At 50.4% G+C, this 25,617-nt stretch carries 19 protein-coding genes and 1 pseudogene; 2 read left to right on the forward strand and 18 right to left on the reverse strand.

The genetic code is table 11. The annotated features are described in order from the left end of the window. Positions 1–62: 62 nt before the first annotated feature. From uvrA to ACR0QT_RS02060, 5 genes and pseudogenes are all read right to left on the reverse strand, one after another. Positions 63–2,894, reverse strand: coding sequence for an excinuclease ABC subunit UvrA (uvrA, locus tag ACR0QT_RS02040; RefSeq protein ID WP_432629233.1), 2,832 nt, complete (start codon positions 2,892–2,894; stop codon positions 63–65). 561 nt (positions 2,895–3,455) lie between these two features. Further along, positions 3,456–5,336: pseudogene (gene ftsH / locus ACR0QT_RS02045) on the reverse strand (ATP-dependent zinc metalloprotease FtsH); the annotation flags it as partial. A 308-nt stretch (positions 5,337–5,644) separates the two neighbouring features. Continuing rightward, a complete protein-coding gene (locus ACR0QT_RS02050) occupies positions 5,645–7,093 on the reverse strand; it encodes a M20 family metallopeptidase (RefSeq protein ID WP_432629234.1) in 1,449 nt (482 codons plus the stop codon). A 116-nt stretch (positions 7,094–7,209) separates the two neighbouring features. After that, positions 7,210–7,986 carry an amino acid ABC transporter ATP-binding protein gene (locus tag ACR0QT_RS02055; protein WP_432629235.1) on the reverse strand — a complete coding sequence of 259 codons (777 nt, stop codon included), beginning with the start codon at positions 7,984–7,986 and terminating at the stop codon, positions 7,210–7,212. Next, positions 7,970–8,749, reverse strand: coding sequence for an amino acid ABC transporter permease (locus ACR0QT_RS02060; protein ID WP_432629236.1), 780 nt, complete (start codon positions 8,747–8,749; stop codon positions 7,970–7,972). The genes ACR0QT_RS02055 and ACR0QT_RS02060 overlap by 17 nt, the downstream gene beginning before the upstream one ends. An 87-nt stretch (positions 8,750–8,836) precedes the next feature. Between ACR0QT_RS02060 and ACR0QT_RS02065 the strand changes: the two genes are divergently transcribed. Then, positions 8,837–9,025, forward strand: a complete 189-nt coding sequence (locus ACR0QT_RS02065) for a hypothetical protein (RefSeq protein ID WP_432629237.1) — start codon at positions 8,837–8,839, stop codon at positions 9,023–9,025. A 28-nt stretch (positions 9,026–9,053) separates the two neighbouring features. On the opposite strand, the gene ACR0QT_RS02070 is transcribed toward ACR0QT_RS02065, so the two are convergent. The 10 genes from ACR0QT_RS02070 to ACR0QT_RS02115 form a co-directional block, all read right to left on the reverse strand. After that, entirely contained in the window at positions 9,054–9,998 is a 945-nt protein-coding gene (locus tag ACR0QT_RS02070; RefSeq protein WP_432629238.1) for a transporter substrate-binding domain-containing protein, read from the reverse strand. 326 nt (positions 9,999–10,324) lie between these two features. Beyond that, on the reverse strand, positions 10,325–11,578 hold the full coding sequence (hflX, locus tag ACR0QT_RS02075) for a GTPase HflX (protein WP_432629239.1): 1,254 nt from the start codon (positions 11,576–11,578) through the stop codon (positions 10,325–10,327). 174 nt (positions 11,579–11,752) lie between these two features. Next, positions 11,753–12,667, reverse strand: a complete 915-nt coding sequence (locus ACR0QT_RS02080) for a tetratricopeptide repeat protein (protein WP_432629240.1) — start codon at positions 12,665–12,667, stop codon at positions 11,753–11,755. Positions 12,668–12,679: 12 nt separating this feature from the next. After that, positions 12,680–13,111, reverse strand: a complete 432-nt coding sequence (locus ACR0QT_RS02085; protein ID WP_177977161.1) for a dUTP diphosphatase — start codon at positions 13,109–13,111, stop codon at positions 12,680–12,682. Between the two features lie 107 nt (positions 13,112–13,218). Then, a complete protein-coding gene (gene scpB / locus ACR0QT_RS02090; RefSeq protein WP_432629241.1) occupies positions 13,219–14,127 on the reverse strand; it encodes an SMC-Scp complex subunit ScpB in 909 nt (302 codons plus the stop codon). Positions 14,128–14,251: 124 nt separating this feature from the next. Further along, the gene (locus tag ACR0QT_RS02095) at positions 14,252–15,052 is read right to left on the reverse strand and encodes a segregation and condensation protein A (protein ID WP_432629242.1); all 801 of its coding nucleotides are present in this window, start codon (positions 15,050–15,052) and stop codon (positions 14,252–14,254) included. Between the two features lie 295 nt (positions 15,053–15,347). Next, complete coding sequence (locus ACR0QT_RS02100) at positions 15,348–16,898, reverse strand: nitrite/sulfite reductase (RefSeq protein ID WP_432629295.1); 1,551 nt, start codon at positions 16,896–16,898, stop codon at positions 15,348–15,350. A gap of 289 nt (positions 16,899–17,187) precedes the next feature. Beyond that, complete coding sequence (locus ACR0QT_RS02105) at positions 17,188–18,075, reverse strand: metallophosphoesterase (protein ID WP_432629243.1); 888 nt, start codon at positions 18,073–18,075, stop codon at positions 17,188–17,190. A gap of 307 nt (positions 18,076–18,382) precedes the next feature. Further along, positions 18,383–19,174 (reverse strand): DUF6062 family protein, encoded by a 792-nt coding sequence (locus ACR0QT_RS02110; protein ID WP_432629244.1) that lies wholly within the window; start codon positions 19,172–19,174, stop codon positions 18,383–18,385. Positions 19,175–19,372: 198 nt separating this feature from the next. Further along, positions 19,373–21,013: a serine hydrolase gene (locus tag ACR0QT_RS02115; protein WP_432629296.1), complete on the reverse strand. Its 1,641-nt coding sequence runs from the start codon at positions 21,011–21,013 to the stop codon at positions 19,373–19,375. Between the two features lie 388 nt (positions 21,014–21,401). Here ACR0QT_RS02115 and ACR0QT_RS02120 point away from each other — a divergent pair, with 388 nt between their 5' ends. Next, positions 21,402–22,409, forward strand: coding sequence for a polysaccharide deacetylase family protein (locus tag ACR0QT_RS02120; RefSeq protein ID WP_432629245.1), 1,008 nt, complete (start codon positions 21,402–21,404; stop codon positions 22,407–22,409). Between the two features lie 157 nt (positions 22,410–22,566). Here ACR0QT_RS02120 and udk read toward each other — a convergent pair whose 3' ends face one another. From udk to phnE, 3 genes are read right to left on the reverse strand one after another with little or no spacing between them, the layout of a single operon-like run. Next, a complete protein-coding gene (udk, locus tag ACR0QT_RS02125; RefSeq protein WP_432629246.1) occupies positions 22,567–23,181 on the reverse strand; it encodes a uridine kinase in 615 nt (204 codons plus the stop codon). Between the two features lie 44 nt (positions 23,182–23,225). Further along, positions 23,226–24,782, reverse strand: a complete 1,557-nt coding sequence (locus tag ACR0QT_RS02130) for a bifunctional metallophosphatase/5'-nucleotidase (protein ID WP_432629247.1) — start codon at positions 24,780–24,782, stop codon at positions 23,226–23,228. A 17-nt stretch (positions 24,783–24,799) separates the two neighbouring features. Continuing rightward, positions 24,800–25,609 carry a phosphonate ABC transporter, permease protein PhnE gene (phnE, locus tag ACR0QT_RS02135; protein ID WP_432629248.1) on the reverse strand — a complete coding sequence of 270 codons (810 nt, stop codon included), beginning with the start codon at positions 25,607–25,609 and terminating at the stop codon, positions 24,800–24,802. Positions 25,610–25,617: the final 8 nt, after the last annotated feature.

The following is a 25,617-nucleotide window of genomic DNA, read 5'->3' on the forward strand; positions in this document are numbered from 1 at the left end:
ATCTAAATATTTCGTAACTGTTCCGTGCCTTCACAGTCACAATATTTCTTATTGAATCCTTCTTAATCATTTGCCAAATATTTCTTTACATACTGTCCGGTATAGGAATCCGGATTCTCTGCGACTTCCTCCGGGGTTCCCTGGGCAATCACCGTGCCTCCACGGTCTCCGCCCTCCGGACCGATATCGATCAGATAATCGGCGCACTTGATCACATCCAGATTGTGCTCAATGACGACAACCGTATTGCCACCATCCGAGAGTCTTCGCAGAATCTCAACGAGCTTGTGGACATCTGCAAAGTGAAGTCCTGTCGTCGGCTCATCCAGAATGTAGATCGTCTTTCCGGTTCCTCTTCGGCTCAGTTCCGTCGCCAGCTTGATTCGCTGTGCCTCTCCGCCGGAGAGCTGGGTAGACGGCTGACCCAAGCGGATGTAGGAAAGTCCGACATCGTTGAGCGTCGCAATCTTGCGGTAAATCGACGGCACATTCTCGAAGAACTTCATCGCTTCCTCAACCGTCATATTCAGCACATCGTAAATGCTCTTTCCCTTGTACTTCACATCAAGCGTCTCGCGGTTGTAACGCTTTCCTCCGCAGACCTCGCATGGAACATAGACATCCGGAAGGAAGTGCATCTCGATCTTGATAATGCCATCTCCGCTACATGCCTCGCATCGTCCACCCTTGACATTAAAGCTGAAGCGACCCTTGTTGTATCCCTTCGCCTTTGCATCAGGAGTTGACGCAAACAGATCTCGGATCATATCAAATACACCGGTGTACGTCGCCGGATTCGACCGCGGGGTTCTTCCGATCGGGGACTGATCGATGTCAATCACCTTATCCAACTGCTCGATGCCTTCAATCTTCCTAAACTTGCCCGGAATCGTCCGCGCACGGTTCAGCTTGCGCGCAAGTGCCTTATAGAGAATCTCATTGACAAGAGAGCTCTTTCCAGATCCGGAAACTCCGGTCACACAGGTCATCACTCCAAGCGGAAAACTTACATCGATATTTTTTAAGTTGTTCTCACTTGCCCCGCGCACAGTCAAAAATCCCGTCGGCTTTCTGCGCTCTGACGGAACCGGAATCCGGATTCGACCACTCAGATAAGCACCGGTCACCGACCGCTCGCACTTCATAATCTCCTCCGCCGTGCCGACTGCGACAACCTCTCCGCCGTGCTCTCCCGCACCCGGACCGATGTCGACGATGCAGTCTGCCTGTCTCATCGTATCCTCATCATGTTCAACGACGAGCACAGAGTTTCCGAGGTCACGCAGACGGATCAGCGTCGCGAGAAGTTTGTCATTATCTCTCTGGTGAAGTCCGATGCTCGGCTCATCAAGAATATACGCCACGCCGACAAGACCCGAGCCGATCTGCGTCGCAAGACGGATTCTCTGCGCCTCTCCTCCCGACAGAGTTCCGGTCGCACGCGACAGCGAGAGGTACTCCAGTCCGACATTCAACAGGAAATCCAGACGCGCCTTGATCTCCTTTAAAATCTGCGCACCGATCGACTCCTGCATCGGGGTCAATGTCAGCGTCTCAAGGAAATCCCGGTATTTCGCAATCGACATCTCCGTCGCTTCGTAGATGTTGATACCACCGACGGTCACCGCAAGCGAGCTCGCCTTCAGACGCTGTCCTTTACAGAGCTTACATGGTGTGATTCTCATAAACGTCTCATACTCCGCCTTTGAGGTCTCTGAAAACGTCTCGCGGTACCGTCTCTCCACATTCTTGATCAGTCCCTCAAACGCGATCGGATAGACACCCTCTCCGCGCTGTCCCTTGTAATGAACCTTGACCTCATGACCATTCGTTCCGTGAATCAAAATATCGTGGATCTCCTTCGGATAGTCCTCAAACGGAGTGTCGAGATCAAAATGATACTCACTTGCCAGTGCCTCAAGAATCGCATGAGTGAAACTGCCCTTCTCCGAGCAGGACTGCCAGCCCATGACCGTGATCGCTCCCTGGGAGATACTCAAAGACTTATCCGGAATCATCAGATCCTCATCAAACTCCATCTTATATCCGAGACCAAAGCAGTCCGGACATGCTCCGAACGGATTATTGAACGAGAAACTGCGCGGTTCTACCTCCTCAATGCTGATTCCGCAGTCCGGACACGCAAAGCTTGTGCTGAACTGAATTGGGTCTCCGCCGATCACATCGACGGTCATCAGCCCATCAGAAAGCCCCATCACGGTCTCAATCGAGTCTGCCAGACGCTTCTCAATGCCCTCTTTCACAACGAGACGATCGACGACAATCTCAATCGTGTGCTTGATGTTCTTCTCCAAGTGAATCTCCTCGGACAAATCATAGAGATTGCCATCAATCCGCACTCTCACATAACCGCTCTTTCTCGCCTGATCGAGCAGTTTGACATGCTCGCCCTTTCGTCCGCGGACAACCGGGGCGAGAAGCTGGAGCTTCGTCCGCTCCGGCAGTGCCATGATCTGATCGACCATCTGATCGATTGTCTGACGTCTGATCTCCCTGCCACACTTCGGACAGTGCGGGATACCGATTCGCGCATACAAAAGACGCATATAGTCGTAGATCTCCGTGACCGTTCCGACTGTCGATCTCGGGTTACGGTTCGTCGATTTCTGATCGATCGAGATCGCCGGGGAAAGTCCCTCAATGCTCTCGACATCCGGCTTTTCCATCTGTCCAAGGAACTGGCGCGCATAAGACGACAGAGACTCCATATAGCGCCGCTGTCCCTCCGCATAGATCGTGTCAAATGCCAGAGACGACTTCCCCGATCCGCTCAGTCCTGTGAGAACCACAAGCTCATTTCTCGGAATATCGAGAGAGATATTTTTTAAATTGTGCTCATTCGCACCTCGTATCTTGATATATTGTTTTGCCATCGCTCAAAGACCTTTCTGTTGTGCAAGTCACCACGGTTCTTTCTGTAAAATCGGACGCTCATCGCGCCCCGGTCGCTTTTTCTTTTGCGCCTATACAATTAAGAACACTAAGCTCGAAATTTCCTTGCTAAGTGTTCTTAATTATATCACATCCCTGTGTGTTTTGCAAACATTTGTTCGATTGATCTTCTGTCAAAAACTTCTGCAACGTTCCTTTTATTCTTCGTCGCCAGTTTTCTCGCTCTCCTCGACCGTCTTCGGCTCTGCAAATTCATTTTCTGCACGCTCTGCATCTTTAGAATCTACATCTGCATTTGCAGTTTCCATAACAGTTGGTGTTTCTGGCTCTTCCGGTTTTGTGAGGCTCACCGGATGCGTCTTTTCAGAACCCTCAGCCTCCACATCACTGTCGGCGTCGGCATCCGCAGAATATTCGGTCTCTGTATCCGCAGAATGTTCGGTTTCCGTTTCTGTTGCAACTGTCGGCTCTGCGATCGTTTCTGACTCTTCCCCAGAATCCGCAACCGCTTCTTCCACATTTTCTTCTGCCGTTTTGTCTACCTCGCCGGATTTCTCATCCGCCTCTGCACTCGACTGTCCCTCATTGAGCATCTCCATAAACTCCTCACCGGTGATGCTCTCGCGCTCAAGCAGATAGCCCGCAATCTCATTGAGCTTTCCTGCATGCTCTTTGAGAATGCCCATCGCCTTCTCGTACTGCTCTTTCACAATACGGATGACTTCCTCATCGATCAGGCGAGAGGTCTCCGGGGAACATGCAAGCGTCGTGTCTCCGCCGAGATACTGGTTTGTAAGCGTCTCAAGCGCAACCATTCCGAACTGACTGCTCATTCCGTAACGGGTAACCATCGCACGCGCCATTCTCGTCGCCTGCTCAATATCGTTGGAAGCTCCGGTTGTGATTGAGTGGAACATAAATTCCTCCGCAGCTCGTCCGCCGGTCAGAGTCGCAATCTTGTTGAGTGCCTCCTCCTTGCTCATGAGGAAACGCTCTCCATCCTCCACCTGCATCGTATAACCGAGTGCACCGGAGGTTCTCGGAACAATCGTGATCTTGTGAACCGGAGCACTCTCGCTCTGGCACGCTGCGACAAGCGCATGACCGACCTCATGGTAAGCGACGATCCGCTTCTCCTTCTCGGAGACGCTCGCATCCTTGCGCTGATAGCCGGCAATGACAACCTCCACGCTCTCCTCAAGATCCGCCTGACTCACAATTCTCCGTCCCTGACGAACCGCACGCAGAGCACCCTCGTTGATGATATTTGCGAGATCTGCACCGCTCGCTCCGACAGTCGCACGTCCGATCGCCTCAAAATCGACGTCATCGGAGATCTTGACTTTCTTCGCATGAACTTTCAAAATCGCCACACGACCCTTTAAATCAGGAAGTTCTACCGGAACTCTGCGGTCAAAACGACCCGGTCTCAAAAGCGCCTTGTCGAGGGAATCCGGACGGTTCGTCGCCGCGAGAATCACAACGCCCTTGCGCCCGTCAAATCCATCCATCTCCGCAAGCAACTGGTTCAATGTCTGCTCTCTCTCATCATTTCCAGAAAATCCACCGCCGTCACGCTTTTTTCCGATTGTATCGATCTCATCGATGAAGACGATACACGGTGCTTTCTCATTCGCCTGCTTAAACAGATCGCGAACCTTCGCCGCACCCATGCCGACGAACATCTCGACAAACTCCGATCCAGAGATCGAGAAGAACGGGACATGCGCCTCACCTGCGACAGCACGCGCAAGAAGGGTCTTACCGGTTCCAGGAGGGCCGACAAGCAGAACGCCCTTCGGCAAGGTTGCTCCGATATCCGTATATTTCTTCGGATTGTGCAGGAAATCCACGATCTCCCTCAGGGCATCCTTCGCCTCTTCCTGTCCGGCAACATCTGCAAAATTCGTGTGAATATCTGCCTCCGCATAGATCTTTGCGTTCGACTTTCCAAATGTCATCACACCGCCCATGCCGTCGCCCATCCGCTTCGTCATCATCCGACTCAACAGTTGTCCGAGCACAACAAACATGATGATCGGGAGTACCCAGTTAAAAATAAAGCTCTGAAGCGGAGATGCCTTTGTCGGAATGTCCTCCGCAAAATCAACCCCACTGTCGAGAAGCTGTTGGGTCAAATCATCGTACTGCCAGTCACCGGTCTTGTAGATCGCTCCCTCTTTCTCTCCATTCGAGGGTTTTGCCTGAAACGTGATCTGACCGTCTCCTCGCGCAACTTTTGCGACCTCCCCATCATTGACCATCTGTAAAAATTGATTAAATGGAACTTCCGTCACTTTCCGCTCCGCCATCATCGGAACTACGAGGGCATTGAGCAAAAGTGTAATCAGAAGAACGATTCCATAATAATAAAGCAGTTTCTTTGACGGAGTCTGCCCTGGACCATCATTCTTTACACCCATAGATTTTTCTCCTTCTGTCATTTCTTTGTCTTTCGTTCATCCAGACAAGCACAAATCAGACCTGTCTGCTTTCACCACGGCATCATACAGAATTTTTCGTTCAGAAAATGCTTATTCATGTACAACCCATGCATCATAACGCATTTTTGCCAACGATGTCTGAAATGTTTTCCTGTTTAGTATACAACAAGAGCGAGGGTTTTTAAACCCTCGCCCCGCTTAAAAATTTATAAACTTTCCTTTAATAATCTGTCACTTTGCGCGCGTTCTGCGCCCTCTGCGACTGCTCAAATGAATCTTTTTTCTTCTCAGCCAAGATCCGGGACAACCGGAACTGCATCAGCCGGAATCGGGCTGACAAAGCCCTCCGCCGTCCGCTTCTCAAACTCCTTGCGCGCCTCGTTCAAAAGCTCCGGATCGGTAAACAGATCAATCGCCGTGCCTGCAAGCACTTTTCCCGCGCAAATCACTGCCTTGTGACCGATCTCGGTGCGATCGCAGGAGACATTCTGCCAGCTGTGACCCGGACAGCCGTTCGGCCATGATGCAACATGGATCTGTGCCGTCGGCGTCAGCCAGCTCACATCTCCGACATCAGTCGATCCCGCCTTAAATGCCTCGCCCTGATAGAGCGGAGCCAGAAATGCATTCATCGCATGACCAACCTTAGCCTGTTTTTCCATGACTTCTTCTCTCAGCGCAGAATCATTTTCTGCTGCGACACCCGGAACACGATCATTTCCGGCATAGGTCTTTGAGAGCGCATCCGCAAACGCATTCTCCTCCTCAGTGTAGGTCGGAACGCCGATCTCCGAGAAGTTCTTGTAGAGCACACGTTCAAGAGCAAAGTTGCTGACCGTATCGGACAGACCATCGATGAACTTGCGCTCAATCGTCGTGTCCGTCATCAGTGCGGCACCCTCCGCAATCCGGTCCACACGCTTCTGAAGCTCAATCGCCTCGGAGACATGATTCGAGCGAACCATGTAGAGCACACTTGCTCTCGGCTGTACAACGTTTGGACTGCATCCACCGGCATCCGTGATCGCATAGTGCACGCGCGCCTTGTCGCTCATATGCTCGCGAAGGAACTGCACGCCGATGTTCATCAGCTCGACCGCATCGAGCGCACTGCGTCCGCGCTCCGGTGCTCCGGCCGCATGGGAAGCGATTCCGGTAAACTTGTACTGTACCTGAATACAGGAGTTCGAGGAACCGGTTGCGACCTCATTGACATCCTCCGGATGCCAGGTCAGTGCTGCGTCGAGGTCTTTCCAGCCTCCATCGCGCGCCATAAATGCCTTCGCCGCTCCGCCTTCCTCTCCCGGACAGCCGTAGAGAACGACAGTTCCCGGAGTCTTTGTCTTTTCGAGATATGCCTTCACAGCGAGGGTTGCAGCAAAAGCGCCGGCTCCGAGAAGATTGTGGCCACAGCCATGACCGGTTCCACCTGCAACGCGCTCTTTCCGCTCCGTGCTTCCAGCAACCTGAGAAAGTCCGGAAAGGGCATCATACTCTGCAAGAATTCCGATCAGAGGACGTCCGCTTCCGTAGCTTGCCGAAAATGCCGTCTCAATTCCGCTGATTCCCTTCTCCACATGAAAGCCCTCTTTCTCAAGAGTCTCGCAGTAAAGATTCGCAGACCGGAACTCCTTCAAGGACAGCTCTGCATACTCCCAGATCTGATCTGCAACCCCGCAAATCTCCTCCCGTTTCTCCTCAATCACGGCAAGCGCCGTCTTCTTCTCTTCTGTCATCTCTTAAAACGCTTCCTTTCTCTGTCATGACACACACTTCTCACCTTAACCTTGACCTTGCACTCTCCCCGCAGACACAAATGCGTACCCTGACTCCAACTCCATTAACCCAATGCTTACAGAACTTTCGCAAAGAAATCCTGAAGTCTCGCATGCTTCGGATGCTCAAAGATCTCCTCCGGGGTACCCTGCTCGAGAAGTTTTCCGTCCGCCATAAAGAGCACGCGGTTTCCGACCTCACGGGCAAATCCCATCTCATGAGTTACGACAACCATCGTCATACCCTCATTTGCAAGCTCCTTCATAACATCGAGAACCTCTCCGACCATCTCCGGGTCAAGAGCAGATGTCGGCTCATCGAACAGCATCACCTCCGGCTCCATCGCCAGCGCGCGCACGATCGCAACTCGCTGTTTCTGTCCACCGGAAAGCTGAATCGGGTAAGCACCTGCACGATCTTTGAGTCCAACGCGGTCGAGAAGAGCCAGAGCCTTCTTCTCCGCCTCCTCCTTGCTCATTCCGCGCACTTTCATCGGTGCAAGCACCATATTTTCAAGGATTGTCATATGTGGGAAGAGGTTGAAATGCTGGAACACCATTCCCATTTTCTGGCGAAGATGGTCGATGTCGAGCTTTACCGTCTTTCCGTTCTCATCCTCGTATTTCTTCTTCGTGATGTCGATTCCGTCAAAGATGATCGCTCCTCCGGTCGGCTCCTCGAGCAGGTTCAGACTGCGCAGAAACGTAGATTTTCCTGATCCGGACGGTCCAATCACAACCATCACATCGCCCTTGTTGATGTCCACACTCACATCGTCAAGCGCCTTGATCGCACCATGATTATAATGCTTTTTCAGATTTTTTACCTGAATCAAACTATCTCTTGTCGCCACGGCTCATTCTCCTTTCAAAATATGCAATCAGCTTGGAAGTCGGGAAGCACAGGCAGAAGTAAATCGCCGTTGCCACGAGCAGAGGCTCTACGATGACGAACGTCGCACCCTTGACTGCGTTTACCGCAGACATGATATCCTGAACACCGATTGTGTAAGTAATTGCAGACTCCTTGATGATTACGACGAACTCGTTCGCAATCGCCGGCAAAATGTTCTTCAATGCCTGTGGCAGGATGATGTAGCGCAGGTTCTGAACCTGAGACAGACCCAGGGAGCGCGCTGCCTCCGTCTGTCCGCCATCGATCGACTGGATACCTGCACGGATGATCTCACACAGGTAAGCGCCGGAGTTCATTCCGAGAGCGACAACACCCGGGAAGAAACGGCTGAACTTGATGAAACCGAACATCTCAAAGCCCGGAAGTTTCACCATACCGAAGACTCCGTAGTAAATAATAAAGATCTGTACGAGAACCGGGGTCGAGCGAAGAATCTCGACATACGCCGTTGCAAGGAAGGACAGCGGATTAAACCGGCTCAAAAGCAGGAGAAATCCTCCTTCTCTCATATGACCATCCTTATCCAATCCGAGGGAGCGGAACGGACACACGTTTGACATTCTCATCAGCGCCAAAACAAGGGCGATACAGAAACCAATCAATACGGTGAAGACCGATAACAGAACCGTTACCAGAATTCCCTGAAAAAACAGCTGTGTGTAAGGCACAATTTTTGCAAAATTTTCTGCCTGAATAAACATAAGGTACTCCTTTCTGATTTTGTCTTACTCTGAGCGTTTTCTGGTCAGAGTATGTTTGAAAAATGCATTAGGGATATTTTCGCCTGAATGGATTTTTCAAGCACGCTCTATCCCGGCGGGATTTCAAAGGATCTCTCCGATCCCTCTTCAATAACTCAAATAACACCATTTTGCACAAAAACCGCCAACCTCCCCCAAAAAGAGAGGAAGGTTGGCGAATTTCTGATTTTACATCCAGATTTTATCCAGATTTCCGGATTTTCTGAAGAATCTTAGAAAGCCCGAAAGCTCTCCGTTGTCCTGCTTACTGCTGAACGTTTCCCTCAGAATCCAGAAGACCCTCGTAGGTGTTTCCGGAAGCCTGCTCGTTTGCATCAGCGATGAACTTCTCCATAGAACCATCCTCGATTGCCTGTGCAATTGCCTCATTGACACCTGCCATCAGAGCCTCATTTCCCTTGCATACGCCGATTGCAGATCCCTCGCTCTCGTAAGGAACATCCATAACAAGCTCAAGCTCCGGATAGTTCTGCTGATAGCTCTTTGCTACATCGGTCTCAATGTAAGCAGCATCCAGCTTGCCTGCCAGAAGCTCAGAGATGATGTCGGTTACCTTCGGAAGAGCTACGATGTCTGCATCCGGGCTGTTCGTGTTTGCCAGATCCATCTGGATAGAACCGATCTGAGCACCTACAGAAACGTCAGACTTGTTGATTGCCTCAAAGGTGTTGAACTTGTCTGCATTGTCCTTTACGGTTACGAGAGACTGTCCGCCGGTGTAGTAGATGTCGGAGAAGTCCATGATGCCCTCACGCTTCGGGTCCGGAGACAGACCTGCCATACCCAGATCTACGGACTTTGTCTGAAGCTCACTTAAAACGCCGTCGAAGTCAACGGTAACGATCTCAAGTTTCAGACCAAGGTAATCTGCGATGTACTGAGCTAAAGACATATCAAAACCTGCCAGCTGAGGCTTTCCGTCCTCACCGATTGCGTAGAACTCATACGGTGCGAAGTCCGGGCTGGTTGCTACGGTCAGAGTGCCATCCGTAACGGTCTCGATGTCTGCGGTATCTGCCTTGCTCTCCTCTGCGGAAGACTCCTCTGCTTTGGACTCGCCCTCTGCGGTGGTGGTCTCTTCCTTAGCAGTCTCAGCTGCGGTAGTCTCCTTTTCACTGCTTCCGCCACATGCAGTCAAAGAAACTGCCATGCATGCTGCCATGCCTAATGCCAGAAATCTCTTTTTCATAATGTTTTTCCTCCTCATTTTGCATATATACATTCAAAATGAATATATGCATAAATATAAAACAGCTAACCGTTATCCATTATATCTTTTTTTTAGAATTAATCAAGTGCAATTCTTGCCGAAATTCGTCAAACAGCGAAATCTGTTCACGCACACGTGCCCAGTAACGGAATTTGCCGTGGCTTCGCATTTAAATACGGCAAATTCCCGCTACCACCACGTTATCTTACGGCACTTTCGGTTCCAAAAGTGCCTACCTCTGAACAGTAACGCGAAATCCATTGCCACCACGAAATCCTATCGGATTTTTTTGATGTATTTACGCCTTACTCCTGCATCAGTCCGGCAAACAATTCCGCCGGCACATAAGCCTTGACCCGAATGCCCTCGGCCTCATACTCCTCGGAAAGCAGTTCGCCGTACTTGCGGATTGTCTGGATTTTCCCCGCCTGACTGTATGGGAACAAGCGCTCCATATACACTTTCTGGCTTCTTAAAATCTCCACGAGCAGATCTTTTAAGCGGTCAATTCCGTCACCGGTCTTCGCTGAGATTCGAATCTGGTAGTCCGACCGAAGATCTCTCGGAATCTCCTCGCCGGTCATCCGATCCGTCTTGTTAAAGATCGTGACCATGATCTTATCTCCGACCTCAAGCTCTCGAAGCGTCTCATAGACGACGTGCATCTGCATATCCATCGCCGGATTTGAACAGTCGACGACGTGGAGGATGATATCCGCGTACTTTGCCTCCTCAAGCGTACTCTTGAATGCCTCAATCAGATGATGCGGGAGTTTGCGGATGAATCCAACCGTATCCGTCAGCAAAATCTGCTGTCCGCCATCAAGTTCGAGACTGCGCGTCGTCGGATCAAGCGTCGCAAACAACTTGTCTTCCGCAAGGATTCCCGCGTCTGTCAGTCGGTTTAAGAGTGTCGATTTTCCGGCATTCGTGTATCCCACAATCGCAGCGACCGGGGTGTGTGCCTTCTCACGCTGACGGCGAATCACCTCACGGTGACGCTTCACCTCCTCAAGCTCTGCTTTTAACTGACCGATTCTCTCGTGGATCAGTCGTCTGTCCATCTCGAGCTTCTTCTCGCCCGGTCCTCTCGTTCCGATTCCGCCTCCGAGACGTGAGAGCGAACTTCTGAGTCCGACAAGGCGGGCAGAACGGTATTTGAGCTGTGCAAGCTCAACCTGAATCTTTCCCTCACTCGTCGTCGCGCGGGAGGCAAAAATGTCGAGAATGACCATCGTCCGATCCATCACCTTTGTGTCAAGCGCATCCTCAAGATTTCTCATCTGTGCAGGGGACAGCTCATCGTCGCAAACAACACCGGTCGCGCCAAGTACTGCGATCTGTTCTCTGACCTCATCAATCTTTCCCTTTCCGAGATAGGTTCCCGGATGGATCTGCTCCCGGTTCTGAATCATCTTTGCGACGGTGTACGCCCCCGCTGTCTTGACGAGTTCTTCCAACTCATCGAGGGAAGCCATCGTATCTTCCTCCTCGCTGGTATTCACCGCGATCAGGATGACCCGCTCCTCCACTTCTTTCAATTCAATCAAATCTGCCATATTTTTATTCTCTTATTCCCTATTTTTACTCTCTTATTCTCTTTTCAGATCTCTGTCAGCTCTAATGTTAATCCCAATCCCAATTCCAATATGGATCTCAATGTTCCATGTTGCTTTTTCATATGGATTCCAATTAACATTGACTGCTAAATATTGACTCCCAGTTCTTTTCCTTTAATTGTTTCCCTGACGACTTCTCAGAAACGTGATTTCCCGGCTAACCTCGTCGTCCGTTCCATACGTCTCCTCGTAGTCCTCGAAAAGTTCCAGCGCCTTTCCGTAGTCTCCGGCATACTCCCAGAGCACAGCCTCATCATAGGCAAGCTCTTTCGCGGTTCTCTGGTCATCTCCGACTACCGCCTGCCCCTGCTGAACAGACGTGAGCGCCCCGTTGTAATCCTTCGCCTCGATCTGGTCAGTCGCCATCCGACTGTAAATCTGTGCCTGCAATACTCCAAGCTCAAGCGCCGAACTGTACTCCTTCTTTTCCATCAGGCACAGAGCTACGCCCTTCTTGTAGACCTCATTTTCTGCATCTGTCTTTCTCAGCGTCTGGTACGTCTCAAGTGCCGTGTCGTAATCGCCAACGCGATACTCTGCCTCTGCTCTCGCACCGAGCACCTGCTTCTCATAAGCGCCCATACGCTTTCCAGCCTTCTGAACAGCCTGATTCAAGGTCTCAACCGCTGCCTCATAGTTGCCCTGGTTTAAATACTCCACACCCGTCTTGGCAAGCCGGTGTTCCTCCTTCTGATTTTTATAATGCACGAACCCAAATCCACCACAGACCACGACAATCGCAATCAGCGCAATCAACACGCCGATTCCTCCGCCCTGTTTTCTGCGCCGTCTCGACGGTCCTTTTCTTCTGGCAGATGCCCGCCTGGATTCGTCCATCCGTTTTGCCATCTCCGCGCGCTTCGCCTGTTCCCGGCGTTCCTGCTCACTGATTCCCCGTCTCGAACCGCCGGAACGCCCTCTCTGGGACTTTCCGCCTCCGTTTATCGAACGACTCATCTTTCTGGCACTCTCCAGTTCAATGATACTTCCTTTTCTCTGCTTTACACCATCTGCTGAATATCTCTCCACAACAATCGCCTCTTACTTTCTTCCGGTGCTTCCGTGACCGCCCCGGTCCTCATGACCCAACTGATCCGTCTCCTCAAAACAGATCTGTGGCTGATGCTCCATGATGCGGAACTGACAGATCCGGTCACCCTCATGAATCTCGGTATCGCGCAGGGCATATGCCGGGAAAAACCACTGATCTCCGTCTCCGCAGTAACTCTCATCGATGACGCCCATATGGTTTGTCTGGATGATCCCAAAATTCTTAAACGTGCTACTGCGCGGAACAACATGGGCCTCATATCCCTTCGGAAGCTCCATCGCCACTCCGAGCGGAATCAGACGAAACTCTCCCGCCTTCATCGTCACATTCTCCGCAGACCGAAGATCGATCCAGTCAGACTTTCCATCCACATAGGTCAGCTTTTCCATATTTTCCTTAAAATATTTGATTCTGATTTTCATAGTTTTCACGCTTCTCCTTCTCTCTCGATTTCTGATCACAATCCGGGATCTGTTTTTCTTTTTTTCTCTCTGTATCTTCTTTTCAAAAACTCTTTTCTGCTACTTCGTTATTCTACTTCATTCTCAGGTTCTTCCTGACTCTTTTCCTGATTATCCTTCTGCTGAAGTTCTTCCTCGACTTCCTGAATAATCTCTTCCTTCTGCTCCGGATTCATCGTCGGCAGATCCGTGATCGTCCCGACTCCAAATCTCCGAAGAAATTCCTCGGTCGTCGCAAAAAGTGCCGGTCGCCCCGGTGCATCGAGACGCCCTGCCTCGTAAATCAAACCGTACTCCACAAGACGATTGACCGCGTGATCCGAAGAGACTCCACGGATTCGCCCGATCTCAATCTTTGTCACCGGCTGGCGGTAAGCCACGATCGAGAGCGTCTCCAACAGAACATCGGAGAGCACATGTTTCTTCGGTGCGGATGCCACGCGAATCAAATTCTCATAGTACTTTGCCCGCGTGCTCATCTGGTAGGCATTTTCCAGCTCAAGAATCTGCATTCCCCGGTTTTCCTGCTGGTAGCGCCTTTGTAAATTTCTCACCACCCGCTTTGCAATCGCCTCACTCTGGTCAATCGCCATCGCAAGCTGTGCCAACGGAACCGAATTGCCCATTGTAAACAGCACTGCCTCCACGATCGCCTCCCAGTCGGACGCCGGATAAATCCCGTCTATATGTTCCTCCGGTGCATCCAGATCTTCTGCATTTTTCTCCGGTACAAGACGCTCTATCCTTGCCTCTTCCCCGACTTCGCCTTCCTCTATCGAGGCTTCCGGTACTTCCGATATTTCCGATATTTCCAGTACTTTCTGTGCTTCCTGCGCCTGCTCCCGCTCAATCCGCTCCGCTAGGCGCCTCTCCTCCTCATCGAGAAGGGCTTCCGCTTCCATCCGTTCATGACGCGCCTCAATCTTTGCCAGATCAAATTCCTCGTCATCATCCTCATCGTCAAAAAGACTTCCCATACTGTTTCCTTCTCATTTCTTTCTTCGTCTTATTTGTCTTTCCATTATAATTCATCGCTGATTGATCCGTCTCGTCCACACAACTCAAGATAGATGTCCCCCTCTTTATTAAAAGGGTGAGGAACTATTTATCTTCCAGATCATTCAACTCAATCTCTGTCTCTTCTCCCTCTGCCTCGAGAATCTCAATATCCATATCGTCAAATGCGTGCTCCTGAGTCAGATGAATCTTTCCGATCTTCATGAGTTCGAGAATCGCCAAAAATGTCACAACCACCTCAATTCGGCTGTTCTGCCCCTCAAGCATCTGGCGAAAACGGAAGGTTCGATGCTTTCTCGCATACGTCATGACCTCCATCACCTTCTGCTCAAGGCTGACCGGTTCCCTCTTGATCGTTCCAAACTTGCTTCGGATCGGATCGACCTTGTCTCTCTGCCGTTTCATCACGGACTCAAAAATTCTCTGAAGTTTTGCAAGTGTCAGACCATCAAGAAGCTCATCGAGATCGACGGGCTGTTCGTATTTTGCCACCTCTCGCGGAATGGTCGGTTCCTTAAACAGAACTCCATCCGCCTCTTCCTCCATATCAGAGAGTTCCTGCGCCATCATCTTGTACATCTTGTACTCCATCAAACGCCGAACAAGCTCTGCTCTCGGATCTTCCCCATCCTCCTCATCGTCCTGCTTGGGATCTGCCGGAAGAAGCATGCGGGACTTGATATCGAGAAGCGTCGCCGCCATCACAAGGAAGTCGCTGACAATATTTAGATCTTCCTCCTCCATCTGGTTGACATACGCGAGATACTGATGCGTAATCTCCACAATCGGAATGTCATAGATATCGATCTTATTTTTCTCTATCAGGTGAAGCAGAAGGTCAAGCGGACCCTCAAATTTTTCCAGTTTATATGAAATTCCCGCCATATTCTCCCCACTTTTTCATCAACGTTTCCTGCCAATTTTTAGGCAGGAAAGTTTCGCAACAGTTTTCTGTCTTTACAGTCAAGCAATAAATGCGCAGACCTGCGGAACCGTTACAAATTTTCTTTCCAAGTATAACAAAAAACCCCCACTCTGTAAATAAGTGGCATCGCAAATTGATGCCTCTCCTACTTCCAGACGGAGGATTTTTGATATTTATTGAACCGTTATTTGTTTTTCCTTGTTGCCTCTTTCTCTATTTTCTCAAGGCGATCCTTTACTTTTCAAATTCAGCTTTTTATTTCGTGTACCGCAATGCGATTTCCTCAAAGCGATCCGGATTCTTCTCGCACCACGCCTCAAACTTCATCCCGGAATCCGTAATCTCATGTCCAAGCTCTGCAAAAAATGCGAGCACCTCATCTTCCGAGAGAACACCGAGCAGATCTCCCATCTTCTCTCTATTTTGGAGATCACAGCCCCCATACGTCAACTGAAACGCAACCTGCATCTCACCATTGACTTTCTTTCCCGCACCGCGCAGTCCGACAATTCCGGTCTGGTGCGTTCCGCATGACGAAGGACAGCCCGAGATATGGATTTTCGGGAGAACGCCGTCGGCAAATCCCTCCCTGCGCTCCATCTCCACAAGTTTCCGAAGCATCGTCTGGGAATCGCGAAGTCCCTGCTGGCAGATTGCACTTCCAATGCACGCCACCGAACTGGAAAATTCCGTCTCGGCACCGTCATCCGTGCACGCAAGCACACGCTCTGCCTCTTTTCCGGTACAGTTGATGATGTAAATGCTCTCATCCGGAGCGATTCTGAGTTCCACCTGATCCATCTCCCGGATTGTCTCATAAATGCGCTCAAAAAATTCCGGTTTCGGGCATCCACCGACCGGGTGATACCAGACGGCACAGAGTCCGTCCTGCTTCTGTGCAACAACTCTCTTCGACTCTGGAATCTCGCCATCCGAAGCCTTCTCCCCGAACAGCTTCATCTCTTTCTCACTGAGCACCAAATTCAGGTTCTCTCCGGACTCATAAACGGCTCTCAGCTTTTCCAAAAAGGCCTCCCGATACGATTCCGCTCCGCCGAGAGAATCCTGCATATAACGGCTTCTCGCCTTCGCACGATTCTGATAATTGCCATAAGTCAAGAACATCTCATGCATCGCTTCTACATAGTAGAGAATCTGATCCGGCTTCACCTGCTCTGCGACACGCACACCGATCTTTGCATTCAGTCCGAGACCGCCCGCACTGTACACATCAAAGCACCCGTCCTCCCGCGCGACAAAGCCGAGATCCCGGTACGTCGCATGCGTCACATTCGTCGGGGAATTAGAAAATCCGACCTTGAGTTTTCTCGGCATCTTCGGTCCGTGGATATAACCGAGCAGAAAATCGGAAACCACAAGCGCATACGGCAAAACATCAAAATACTCTCCTTTTTCCACACCGGAGAGCGGAGAAACCATCGTATTTCTCGGGAAGTCTCCGCCACCACCTCTCGTGATGATCCCGTTTTGCACCGCCTCTCTCGCAAGCACGCACACATCTTCCCCGGAGAGATTGTGAAACTGAACCGTCTGACAGGTTGTAACATGCACTTTATTTACCTGATATTTTTTTACGGAATCTGCAAGAAACTTGAGTTTTTTCTGATCGATTCGTCCGCCCGGAAGACGCAGACGCAACATATTTGCCTCCGCTCCTCTCTGCGCATAACTTCCAAATCCGCCCGAAATTCCCTTGTATGCCTTCGCATCGATCTCTCTGCGATAAAACTGCTGTGTCGCCTGATCAAACACCTTATAATCATCCAGCCAGAGACTGGAATCCATATGCGAAACTCTAGTGCCACAAACTTCTCTATCTTTCAATTCTTCTCTTTTGGTATCCGTCATGGAATCAATCTCTCCTCTTCTCACCTTATGTACTCATTTTCCATTCTCTGAACCGGTCAATTTCTGACGATTCAAGATGCTGACTACTTTCATAACCTTCGGTGTTCTGCTTCGATTTATTTCCGACTAATTTACCATGAATTAAAATTACTGTCTATCGGCATACCTGCGCATTTTTTCGCAATAACTTTCTTGTTTTTCCGTATTTTGTACGAATTTTCTCGTTTTATTCCCCTATTTGTTGTTTTAATTTCAATACAATCAACTGCGGGCGATTGCCAAGGCGAAGATTGATCGAATGAGTTCCAAGACCTCTGCTGACAACCATCGTATGACCGTTCTCCTCAAACGTTCCCGCACAGCATTTGCGGAAAAACTGAAACTGTGGGGTCATCACACCTCCGAGATACGGCAGGCGAATCGTTCCACCGTGGAAATGACCACAGAGCGCAAGATCTGCTCCCCATTGTGCATAGGCATCAAAAAAGAGTGGGGAGTGTGCGAGCAAAATCTCAAACCGACGCGGATCTGCCTCACCCAGGTGATATTTGACATAGCGCTCGCTCATTTTTGCCGGTGAAAAGTCGCGGTAATACGGCTGGTCAATGTTCAGCCCGCTGATTGCAAGATCCTCCCCGACATGAAGCGTGCGATCCGACAGATAGCAGATCCCGCACTCCCTCAAAATATGCAGAAACTCGCGGTACATCGTTCCGTAAGTTTCCCACTCCCTGCAAAGACGCTGTTCATGGTTGCCATTTCCATAAAAAATCCGACAGTTCTTGATCTGGCTCAACTGTTCCATCAACGTTCTCGTCACAGTCAGGTCTGCGAGTTTCTCCTTCGCAACCATCGTATCCCCGCCGATCAGAATCAGATCTGGCTCAATTTGACGAATCTCCTCGACAAGTTGCCGATTCTCCTCCCCGAACTGCTTGTCGTGCAGATCAGACAGAAATACTGCCGTCCACTCTCTCGCGAGTTTCCGGGAGGCAATCGTAACCTCCTCCGTCACAAAATGATTTCTCTCGTAGCGGGATCTCGCAAGAACCGCTGTCGCACCCGCTACACCTGCCACTGCCCACGGCAGAACCTGTCTGACTCCAAATGTCATCTTTTCTGTTCCTCTCTAACTTTTTATATATCCACAAGATAAACTTTCTCTGCTCTTTCATTCATTCCTAGCATACTCATTATGCAGACATCACACAGGCTCTGTGAGCGAAGAAGTCACTGCAAACCCGTGTGAGACGTCGGTGCTTAGGTTGCGTATTTTGCAACCTTATGCACCGCTACGTCGAACCCGGAGCGAGAGCGCGTTTGCAGGACTTACTTCGTTTGCAGAGCCGTAACATAACAACTATAACCGACAACCATCATGCTCATTTATCTAAATTTCTACACTCAGACGATAAAACACATCACCGCCTGTCGCGAAACACCGGATCTGCCGGATGACTTCCCACTAACTTCTGCATCGCTCTCGGCACAGCATCTCTCGACTCTTTCCAGTCTGCATCCTTATTCCGGTAATCGTATTTCTCGATCAACCAATTTACATCTTCCTGCACTCGGTCGAGATTGTCAAGCATTAACCGGTTTAATTTCGGTTTCCAAGCCTCCCAGATTTCACCTTTAAGCGTTCGCTCACAAGTCTCCTGTGCCTCCTCAAAGTGACGCAGGCAAAAACCTTTGGACTTCATCAGCGTCTCTCCAAAATCCGGATCATGCTCGAGCATCCATGCAAACGTATCAAGCATCCGCGCATAGATCGTCTCCATGCGCTCGCAGATATAACATCCACAACTTTCATGACTGCTACTTTCCGAAAACGCCCCGCTCATCAACTTCTTTTTCCCGGTCTTTCCAGAAAACAATGACTTTAAGATTCCATCCTGCCGTTTTTTTGTTTCAACAGGCTTTGCCGACTCCACACCAAGTTTCTCGGCAAGATCCGCCCTCACTTTCTCCATTCTCGACTTGAGAATCCAAGCATTCCCGAGCGTATTGCCATAGTCATACATCATTTTTGTGTGGTGTCTGCAAAACCCATGCAGGCTCGTCTGATCCCTCACGTCGCTCTCCATATAAGAAGAACCCAGAACGAATTCCAGGTTCTCCTGCTCCATCTTGCGCTCAAGCCAGCAGAAGCAACACTCATCACCGGACTTAACCGCATCGGTCAGTTCAATCGTATACAGTTTTTCTCTCATTCGCCTTTCCCCAACTTCCCCCTGTGTTTATATCTGTTTTTATATCTGTTTTTAATCTCTGTTCTTGTTTTCTTGATATCTCTTCTTGATATCTGTTCTTAATAGCTGTTCTTAATATCCGTTCTTGACAGCCATTCTTAATATCTATTCTTAATCCCTATTTCTAATACCTGTTTTTAGTACTTATTATTATCCGTCTTATTTTTTCCACGCTCCGCTTGCATCCACATAGTAGCCATCCGGAGTCGTCGTGTTCGTCAGCATCGCTCCGTTGCTTCCAAGATAATACCAGATTCCATTCGTCTCCATCCAGTTATTTTTCAGCATATATCCCGTATCCTGCATGAAATAATACCATCCGTCAGAGAGCGTGCGCCATCCGGTCGCCATATATCCGTTAGAATCAAACCAGTAACGCTGTCCGCCAACATTCAGCCATTCTCCGACTGCACGGGCTCCGGTCGCCGTCTTGATGTAATACCATCCGGTCTGATCCTGATTCCAACCCTGTTTCCAGCCCGCAGGAGAAGTGGAAGATCCATCTGCCGGCGAAGACTGTGAACCTGATGATGTACTTGCACTTGAAGAGGAAGAACTTGAGGAAGTTCCCGGCTGGCTCAGCGTGCCGGAGGCGCTTCCCGGTGCCCCCGTGCTCGTTCCTGTCGTGTGAATCGTTCCTCCCGGTCCCACTGTGCTGACTCCTGCTCCCGTCGTTCCAGCCGTCGGAGCTGATGAGGCAGGCGTTCCATTTCCGGACGGACCTGTCGAACTTCCCGCAGACGGACTACTGCTGTTTCCAGAATTTACCGTATCAGAAGTCCCTGTGCTTCCTGTCGTCGGTGTTGTGGAAGTCGTTGTCCCGGAGGTTCCTGTCGTTCCTGTTGTACCCGTTGTTCCAGAAACCACACCCGGACCTCCCGAGGTAACGGTTCCAGAAGTTCCCGGCTGAGTTGAGGTCGAAGTCTGTCCCCCTGTTGTTCCACTCGTTCCTGCACTCGTACTTCCCGTTCTTCCGGTCAACGCCGTATAATTCTCAAAACCATAGTCGAGCATCGCCTTCGTGTCCGTGTAGTGTGTTCCCGCGGACTTTAAAACAACTGCAATCAGGCGGGCTCCGTTTCTCTCAACCGCCGTCACAAGCGTATTGCCCGCCAGTGAAGTATATCCGGTCTTACCTCCAATAATTCCTGCATAATAGCGGGTATCCGTCGGGTACATCATCTTATGTCCCATCGTGATCGTCCGCGCTCCGGAATTCTTCGTCGCCGGGAAGTTGTAGGACGTCGTCGTGTCAATCTTTCGGAATGTCTCATTCTGCACCGCTGCACGCATGATCAGCGCCATATCATAGGCGGTTGTCTTGTGCGTAGAATTGTTTAAACCGTGCGGATTTGCAAAATGCGTGTTCTTACATCCAAGCTGTACCGCGCGCTGATTCATCAGATCTGCAAATGCGCTGACGCTTCCTGACACATGCTCGGCAAGTCCATTTCCGATCTCATTCGCAGACTTTAAGAGAAGTCCGTACAGACACTGCTCCACGGTCAGCTGATCGCCCTCCGCAATTCCAAGAGAGGTTGCTCCCGACTCCAGATTCGTCGTCGCAGTCTTAGAAAACGTCACAACATCGCTCAGATTGCAATGCTCCAGCACAAGCAGAGCCGTCATAACTTTCGTGATGCTTGCCGGATAAAACTGCTGATCCTGGTTTTTTCCGAACAGTACCTGTCCCGTCGCCGCATCCATCAGCACGGCTCCCTGTGCGGAAACCGTCGGCTCTTTCAGTACGCTCTGTGTGCTCCCCGACGACTGTGTCACACTCGCCTGAGAAGAAATCATTGTTCCATATGTAATCTGACCAAAGGTAAGGGAAAATCCGATTCCCATCGCCAGCAATCGCTTCCAGTTTTTCTTCATATTGTCTTGTCCTCTCCTCTTGCGTTTCTCTTTTCTTGCTCGTATCAGTATACCACACTTTCTATTTGGCAAATGTAACAACTTTCTTACAACTTCTTGGAGGTGATCTTAAAATTCGACGGTTTTGTGCAATACATCGTTATGCGAATGTTCCCCCATTTCTTTGTTTTCCCATTTCTTTGTTCTCCCTCTTCTTTGAATGTTTCCTCATTTCCCTTCATATCGTAATCATGTAAGCGATCTCCAGATCCCTAAAAATCCCAATCTGCATACAGACCACAAACTTTATTTCGGGAGGTTATCCATCTTTATGAAACACCTGCGTTTTTTTCATTTTCCGCACTCTCGCGTTCTGACACGATTCACCCTCGTCGCCGTTGTCTTCCTCCTCGCATTTTTCTCCGGGCGCTTCCTCGGTTTTCTAAGCGCGCGCTCTAACCTTGACTCCTCGTCCAACGCTCACTCCACCCCGGTCCCTTCAAGTACAAACTCAGAAATAACCACACTCTCACCATCCTCACAACTATATTCCTCACGATTACCTTCCTCACAACCACATGCCTCACAATCACACCCCGAATCAGCAACCTCTTCCCCAGTTTCATCCCTCCCTGCCTCCGCAGAAGGAAACTGGGGACTGAGCTTTCAACAGGAGGGAAAGCCTCCCGTCGCCAATGCGACCTCCGATTATCTCAAGCAGTTCAACGCCCACTACGCCGACGATACCGACGAAAAAATCCTCTATCTGACGTTTGACGCCGGATATGAAAACGGCAACACCCCCGCAATTCTCGACGCGCTGAAAAATCACCATGCTCCCGCGACGTTTTTTGTCGTCGGAAATTACATTCAGACGAGTCCCGATCTCGTAAAACGCATGATTACAGAGGGACACACCGTCGGCAACCACACGTTTCACCACCCCGACATGTCAAAAATTGCAACAAAAAAAAGTTTCTCCGAGGAATTGGAATCCTTAGAGAAACTTTTTCAAGAGACAACCGGTCAGACAATGACCAGATTTTACCGCCCGCCTCAGGGCAAATACAGCGAGTCCAACCTTCAGATGGCAAAAGAACTCGGCTATCACACCTTTTTCTGGAGTCTCGCCTACGTCGACTGGTACGAAGACCGCCAGCCCACGCACGAGGAAGCCTTTCAGAAATTGCTCGGGCGCATCCACCCCGGCGCGATCGTGCTCTTACACAGCACATCCCGCACAAACGCGGAAATTCTCGACGAACTTCTCACGAAATGGGAGGAGATGGGCTACTCATTTCACGCATTAGAAGAACTTGCGCAAAAAACCGCATCCTGACATCCTAAGTGCTCTTAATCCCAAAACTTTTCACATGACAGCCCCGCTACTCTGTGCAATCGATGAACAACCGCTATCTTTCATCCCAAAACCAGAATTGCTCAGAATTGCTCAAAATCGCCCAGAACCACCCTCCCGGCAACAGCCTAGCCTGGGCTTAGGCTTCCTCGAGAAGTTTCTGGATCTTCGTCGCCATGATGTCGAAAGCGACGTCGTTGAGACCGCTGTTGATCACAAGGTCTGCCTTTGCGCGCGTCGGCTCTACATACAGGTAATGCATCGGCTTTACCGTCGTCAGATACTGCTCGACGATATTCTCGAGAGAGCGACCTCTCTCCTCAACGTCGCGCACAATCCGGCGCAGGATACGCTCATCCGCATCTGCCTCCACATAGATCTTGATGTCGAACATGTCGCGGAGACGGCGGTCTGCAAGAAGCAGAATGCCCTCGACGATGATGATCCGGCGAGGCTCGATGTGCATCGTCTTCTCAGAGCGGTTGTGCATCGTGTAATCGTACACCGGACCGTCGACTGCATGACCTTCCTTGAGCTGTTTTAAATGCTCCACAAGAAGATCGGTCTCAAGTGCATCCGGATGATCGTAATTGCGCTTCTGGCGCACTTCCATCGGGACATCGTCCTGACGGCGGTAATAATTGTCGTGGTAAATCACATCAATGTCATCGCCGAACCGGTCTTTCAGGCGATTTGTAAACGTAGATTTTCCGGATCCGGTTCCTCCGGCAATTCCAATCAGAATCGTTTTCATCGTTCTTCCCCCATAAATATTGTGGTAATTTTGTTGTGCAAGTTCTACTTGTCCGCCGGCAAAACCGTGATCAGCGCTCTGCCTTCCACATCCGCCGGGTTGTGCTTTTCGATGTATCTCGCGAGCATTTCCGGCATCTCCTCCGTTCCGCGCCACAGCACCTTGCAGTCTGCAAGGAACGGATAACCGCCGGTACCGGTCGCCCGGTAATTGTTCGTCACAAGACGGTAGGACCTGTCGCCAAGCTCGCTTCCATCTGCGAGCAGAAGCTCGGTCACACGGTCTCCGACCGGACGGGTCAGATCAAAGGTGTAGCGGATTCCCGTAAAGAAATCATAGTTGTAATGCTCGATTTTCGGCTTTAAGAAGCGATCCGAGATCACAACTTTTCCGTCCACCAGATCAAAGTAGGACGCACAGCGCTCAAGCATCTGTCTGAGAACCTCGCGGTTAACTTCAAGCTCCACAAGCGTGTTGTCAAACAGGTAGGCTCCACAGATGTCACGCATCGTCACACTCTGCTTGAGTCCTGCCAGATCGTTGCCAAGGCTCGCACAGGAGATGTCTGCTCCGGTGCGCTCAAGCTGAACCTGGTTAAAGAGTTCTGCAAGACGGCTTCCATACCGTCCTGCCGGGAGTTTCTCCTCCGGCTCGATCGCACTGCTCAAAGCGCCGACCGGCTCATCCAGCCAGGTCTGAACTGCCTGCTCAAGCGGATAGAGCTTTGCATACGTCTCCTCCTTGTGCTTTTCTCCCACAGATTCCAGAGAAGAAGCAAAAATCTTCTCCTCCTCCGAGATCTCCGCATAGAGATGCACATATTTGGAAGCCCCTGCCGGTGGCTGAACCGCCCAGGTTCCGTAGAGCATTTTTCCTGCGACCGGCATATGCTGATGCCCCGTCAGAAGCAGGTCAAAATTCAACTCTCGTGCAATCTTGCAGGCAACGTTTTCCCCGCTATCGGAGAGGAGTTTTCCGTTTTCAAGATCCTCCTCAAATCCACCGTGGTAGACGCAGACCGTCACATCACAGAGACTTTTAAGGCGCTCAAGCGACTCTCTCGCCGATGCGATCGGATCGGTGACTCTCAAAAGTTCCAGATTTTCTTTTCTCTCCCAGATGTTGACCCAGTCTGTGACGATTCCGGTGATGCCGACGCGAAGACCATTTTCAAGCACGCGGACAACCTCTTTCTGAATCGGGAGTTTTCCGCCGAGATCCTCAACATTCGCACAGATACACGGAACCCCCATCGCATTCACATACTCTGCGAGGAAGTCATATCCGAAATTGAAATCGTGGTTTCCAAGTGTAAAATAATCGCATCCGAGTGCACGGAAGGCTTCGGCAACCGGGTGGAAAAATCCGCCTTTGCCGTCAGCGAGCAGAGCCTTGCACTCCTGCTGATGCTCGCGGTAATACTGCACGAACGGAGTTCCCTGAAGGGAATCTCCTCCGTCGATCATCAGCGTATTTCCATCCTTCTCCACCTGAGACGCCATATTTAAGAGTCCGGACGCATCCGCTCTTCCAGCCGGATAATTGACCGGGAAAATATGACCGTGGGTGTCGGATGTGAAAATAATTTCTAACTTTCTCATCTTTCTTAATCTTTCTCCTATCCTCTCGTCAGTTTCACACGAATCTGGGTGGAGATCAGCTCCACGATCAGGACAAGCACAATCAGACCGGCAAGGATTGCACCAGCCTCGTTCCAGCGGTAGCTGTTCATCGCAAAGATCAGCGGTGCACCGATACCACCTGCACCTACAAGACCGAGGACGGTCGCATCACGCAGGTTGATATCGAAACGGTAGATTGCGGTGGAAGCAAAGTTCGGCAGTAACTGCGGAAGGATTCCGTAGCGGATCTTCTGCCAGGTCGTGCATCCGGATGCATCGAGAGATTCCAGAATTCTCGTGTCGAGATCCTCAATCGCCTCGGTGTACATCTTTGTGATCATTCCGACAGAACACAGGGACATCGTCAGAAGACCTGCAAATGCACCCGGTCCGGTCACACGGATGAACATTAGACCGTAGACGAAAGCCGGCACAGTACGGATCATCATGATGATGATACGACCGATAAATGCAACCACTTTTCCGGTCAGGTTCACGGAAGACAGAAACGCGAGCGGGATCGAGATGATTGCGCCGACAATCGTTCCAAGGAAGGCGATGCAGACCGTCTCAAGCAGAAGGTACGGAACGCCCTTCGTCGTCAGACCAAACAGCATTGCCGTATCCGGATGGAAAATACCGGACAAAATATTCATTGCAATCTTTCCGCCATTCTGAGTCGTTCCGCTCGTCTCGACACCGGAGGCACTCCAGATCAGAAGTCCCACGACAACGACTGCGACAGCAAGCTCAAACATCCATTTTTTCGGGCGTGCCTCATAAGCAGTTTCAATTCTCTTATTCATTGTTTTTC

It is taken from the genome of Brotaphodocola sp. (assembly GCF_050873365.1).
Classification (GTDB): domain Bacteria; phylum Bacillota; class Clostridia; order Lachnospirales; family Lachnospiraceae; genus Brotaphodocola.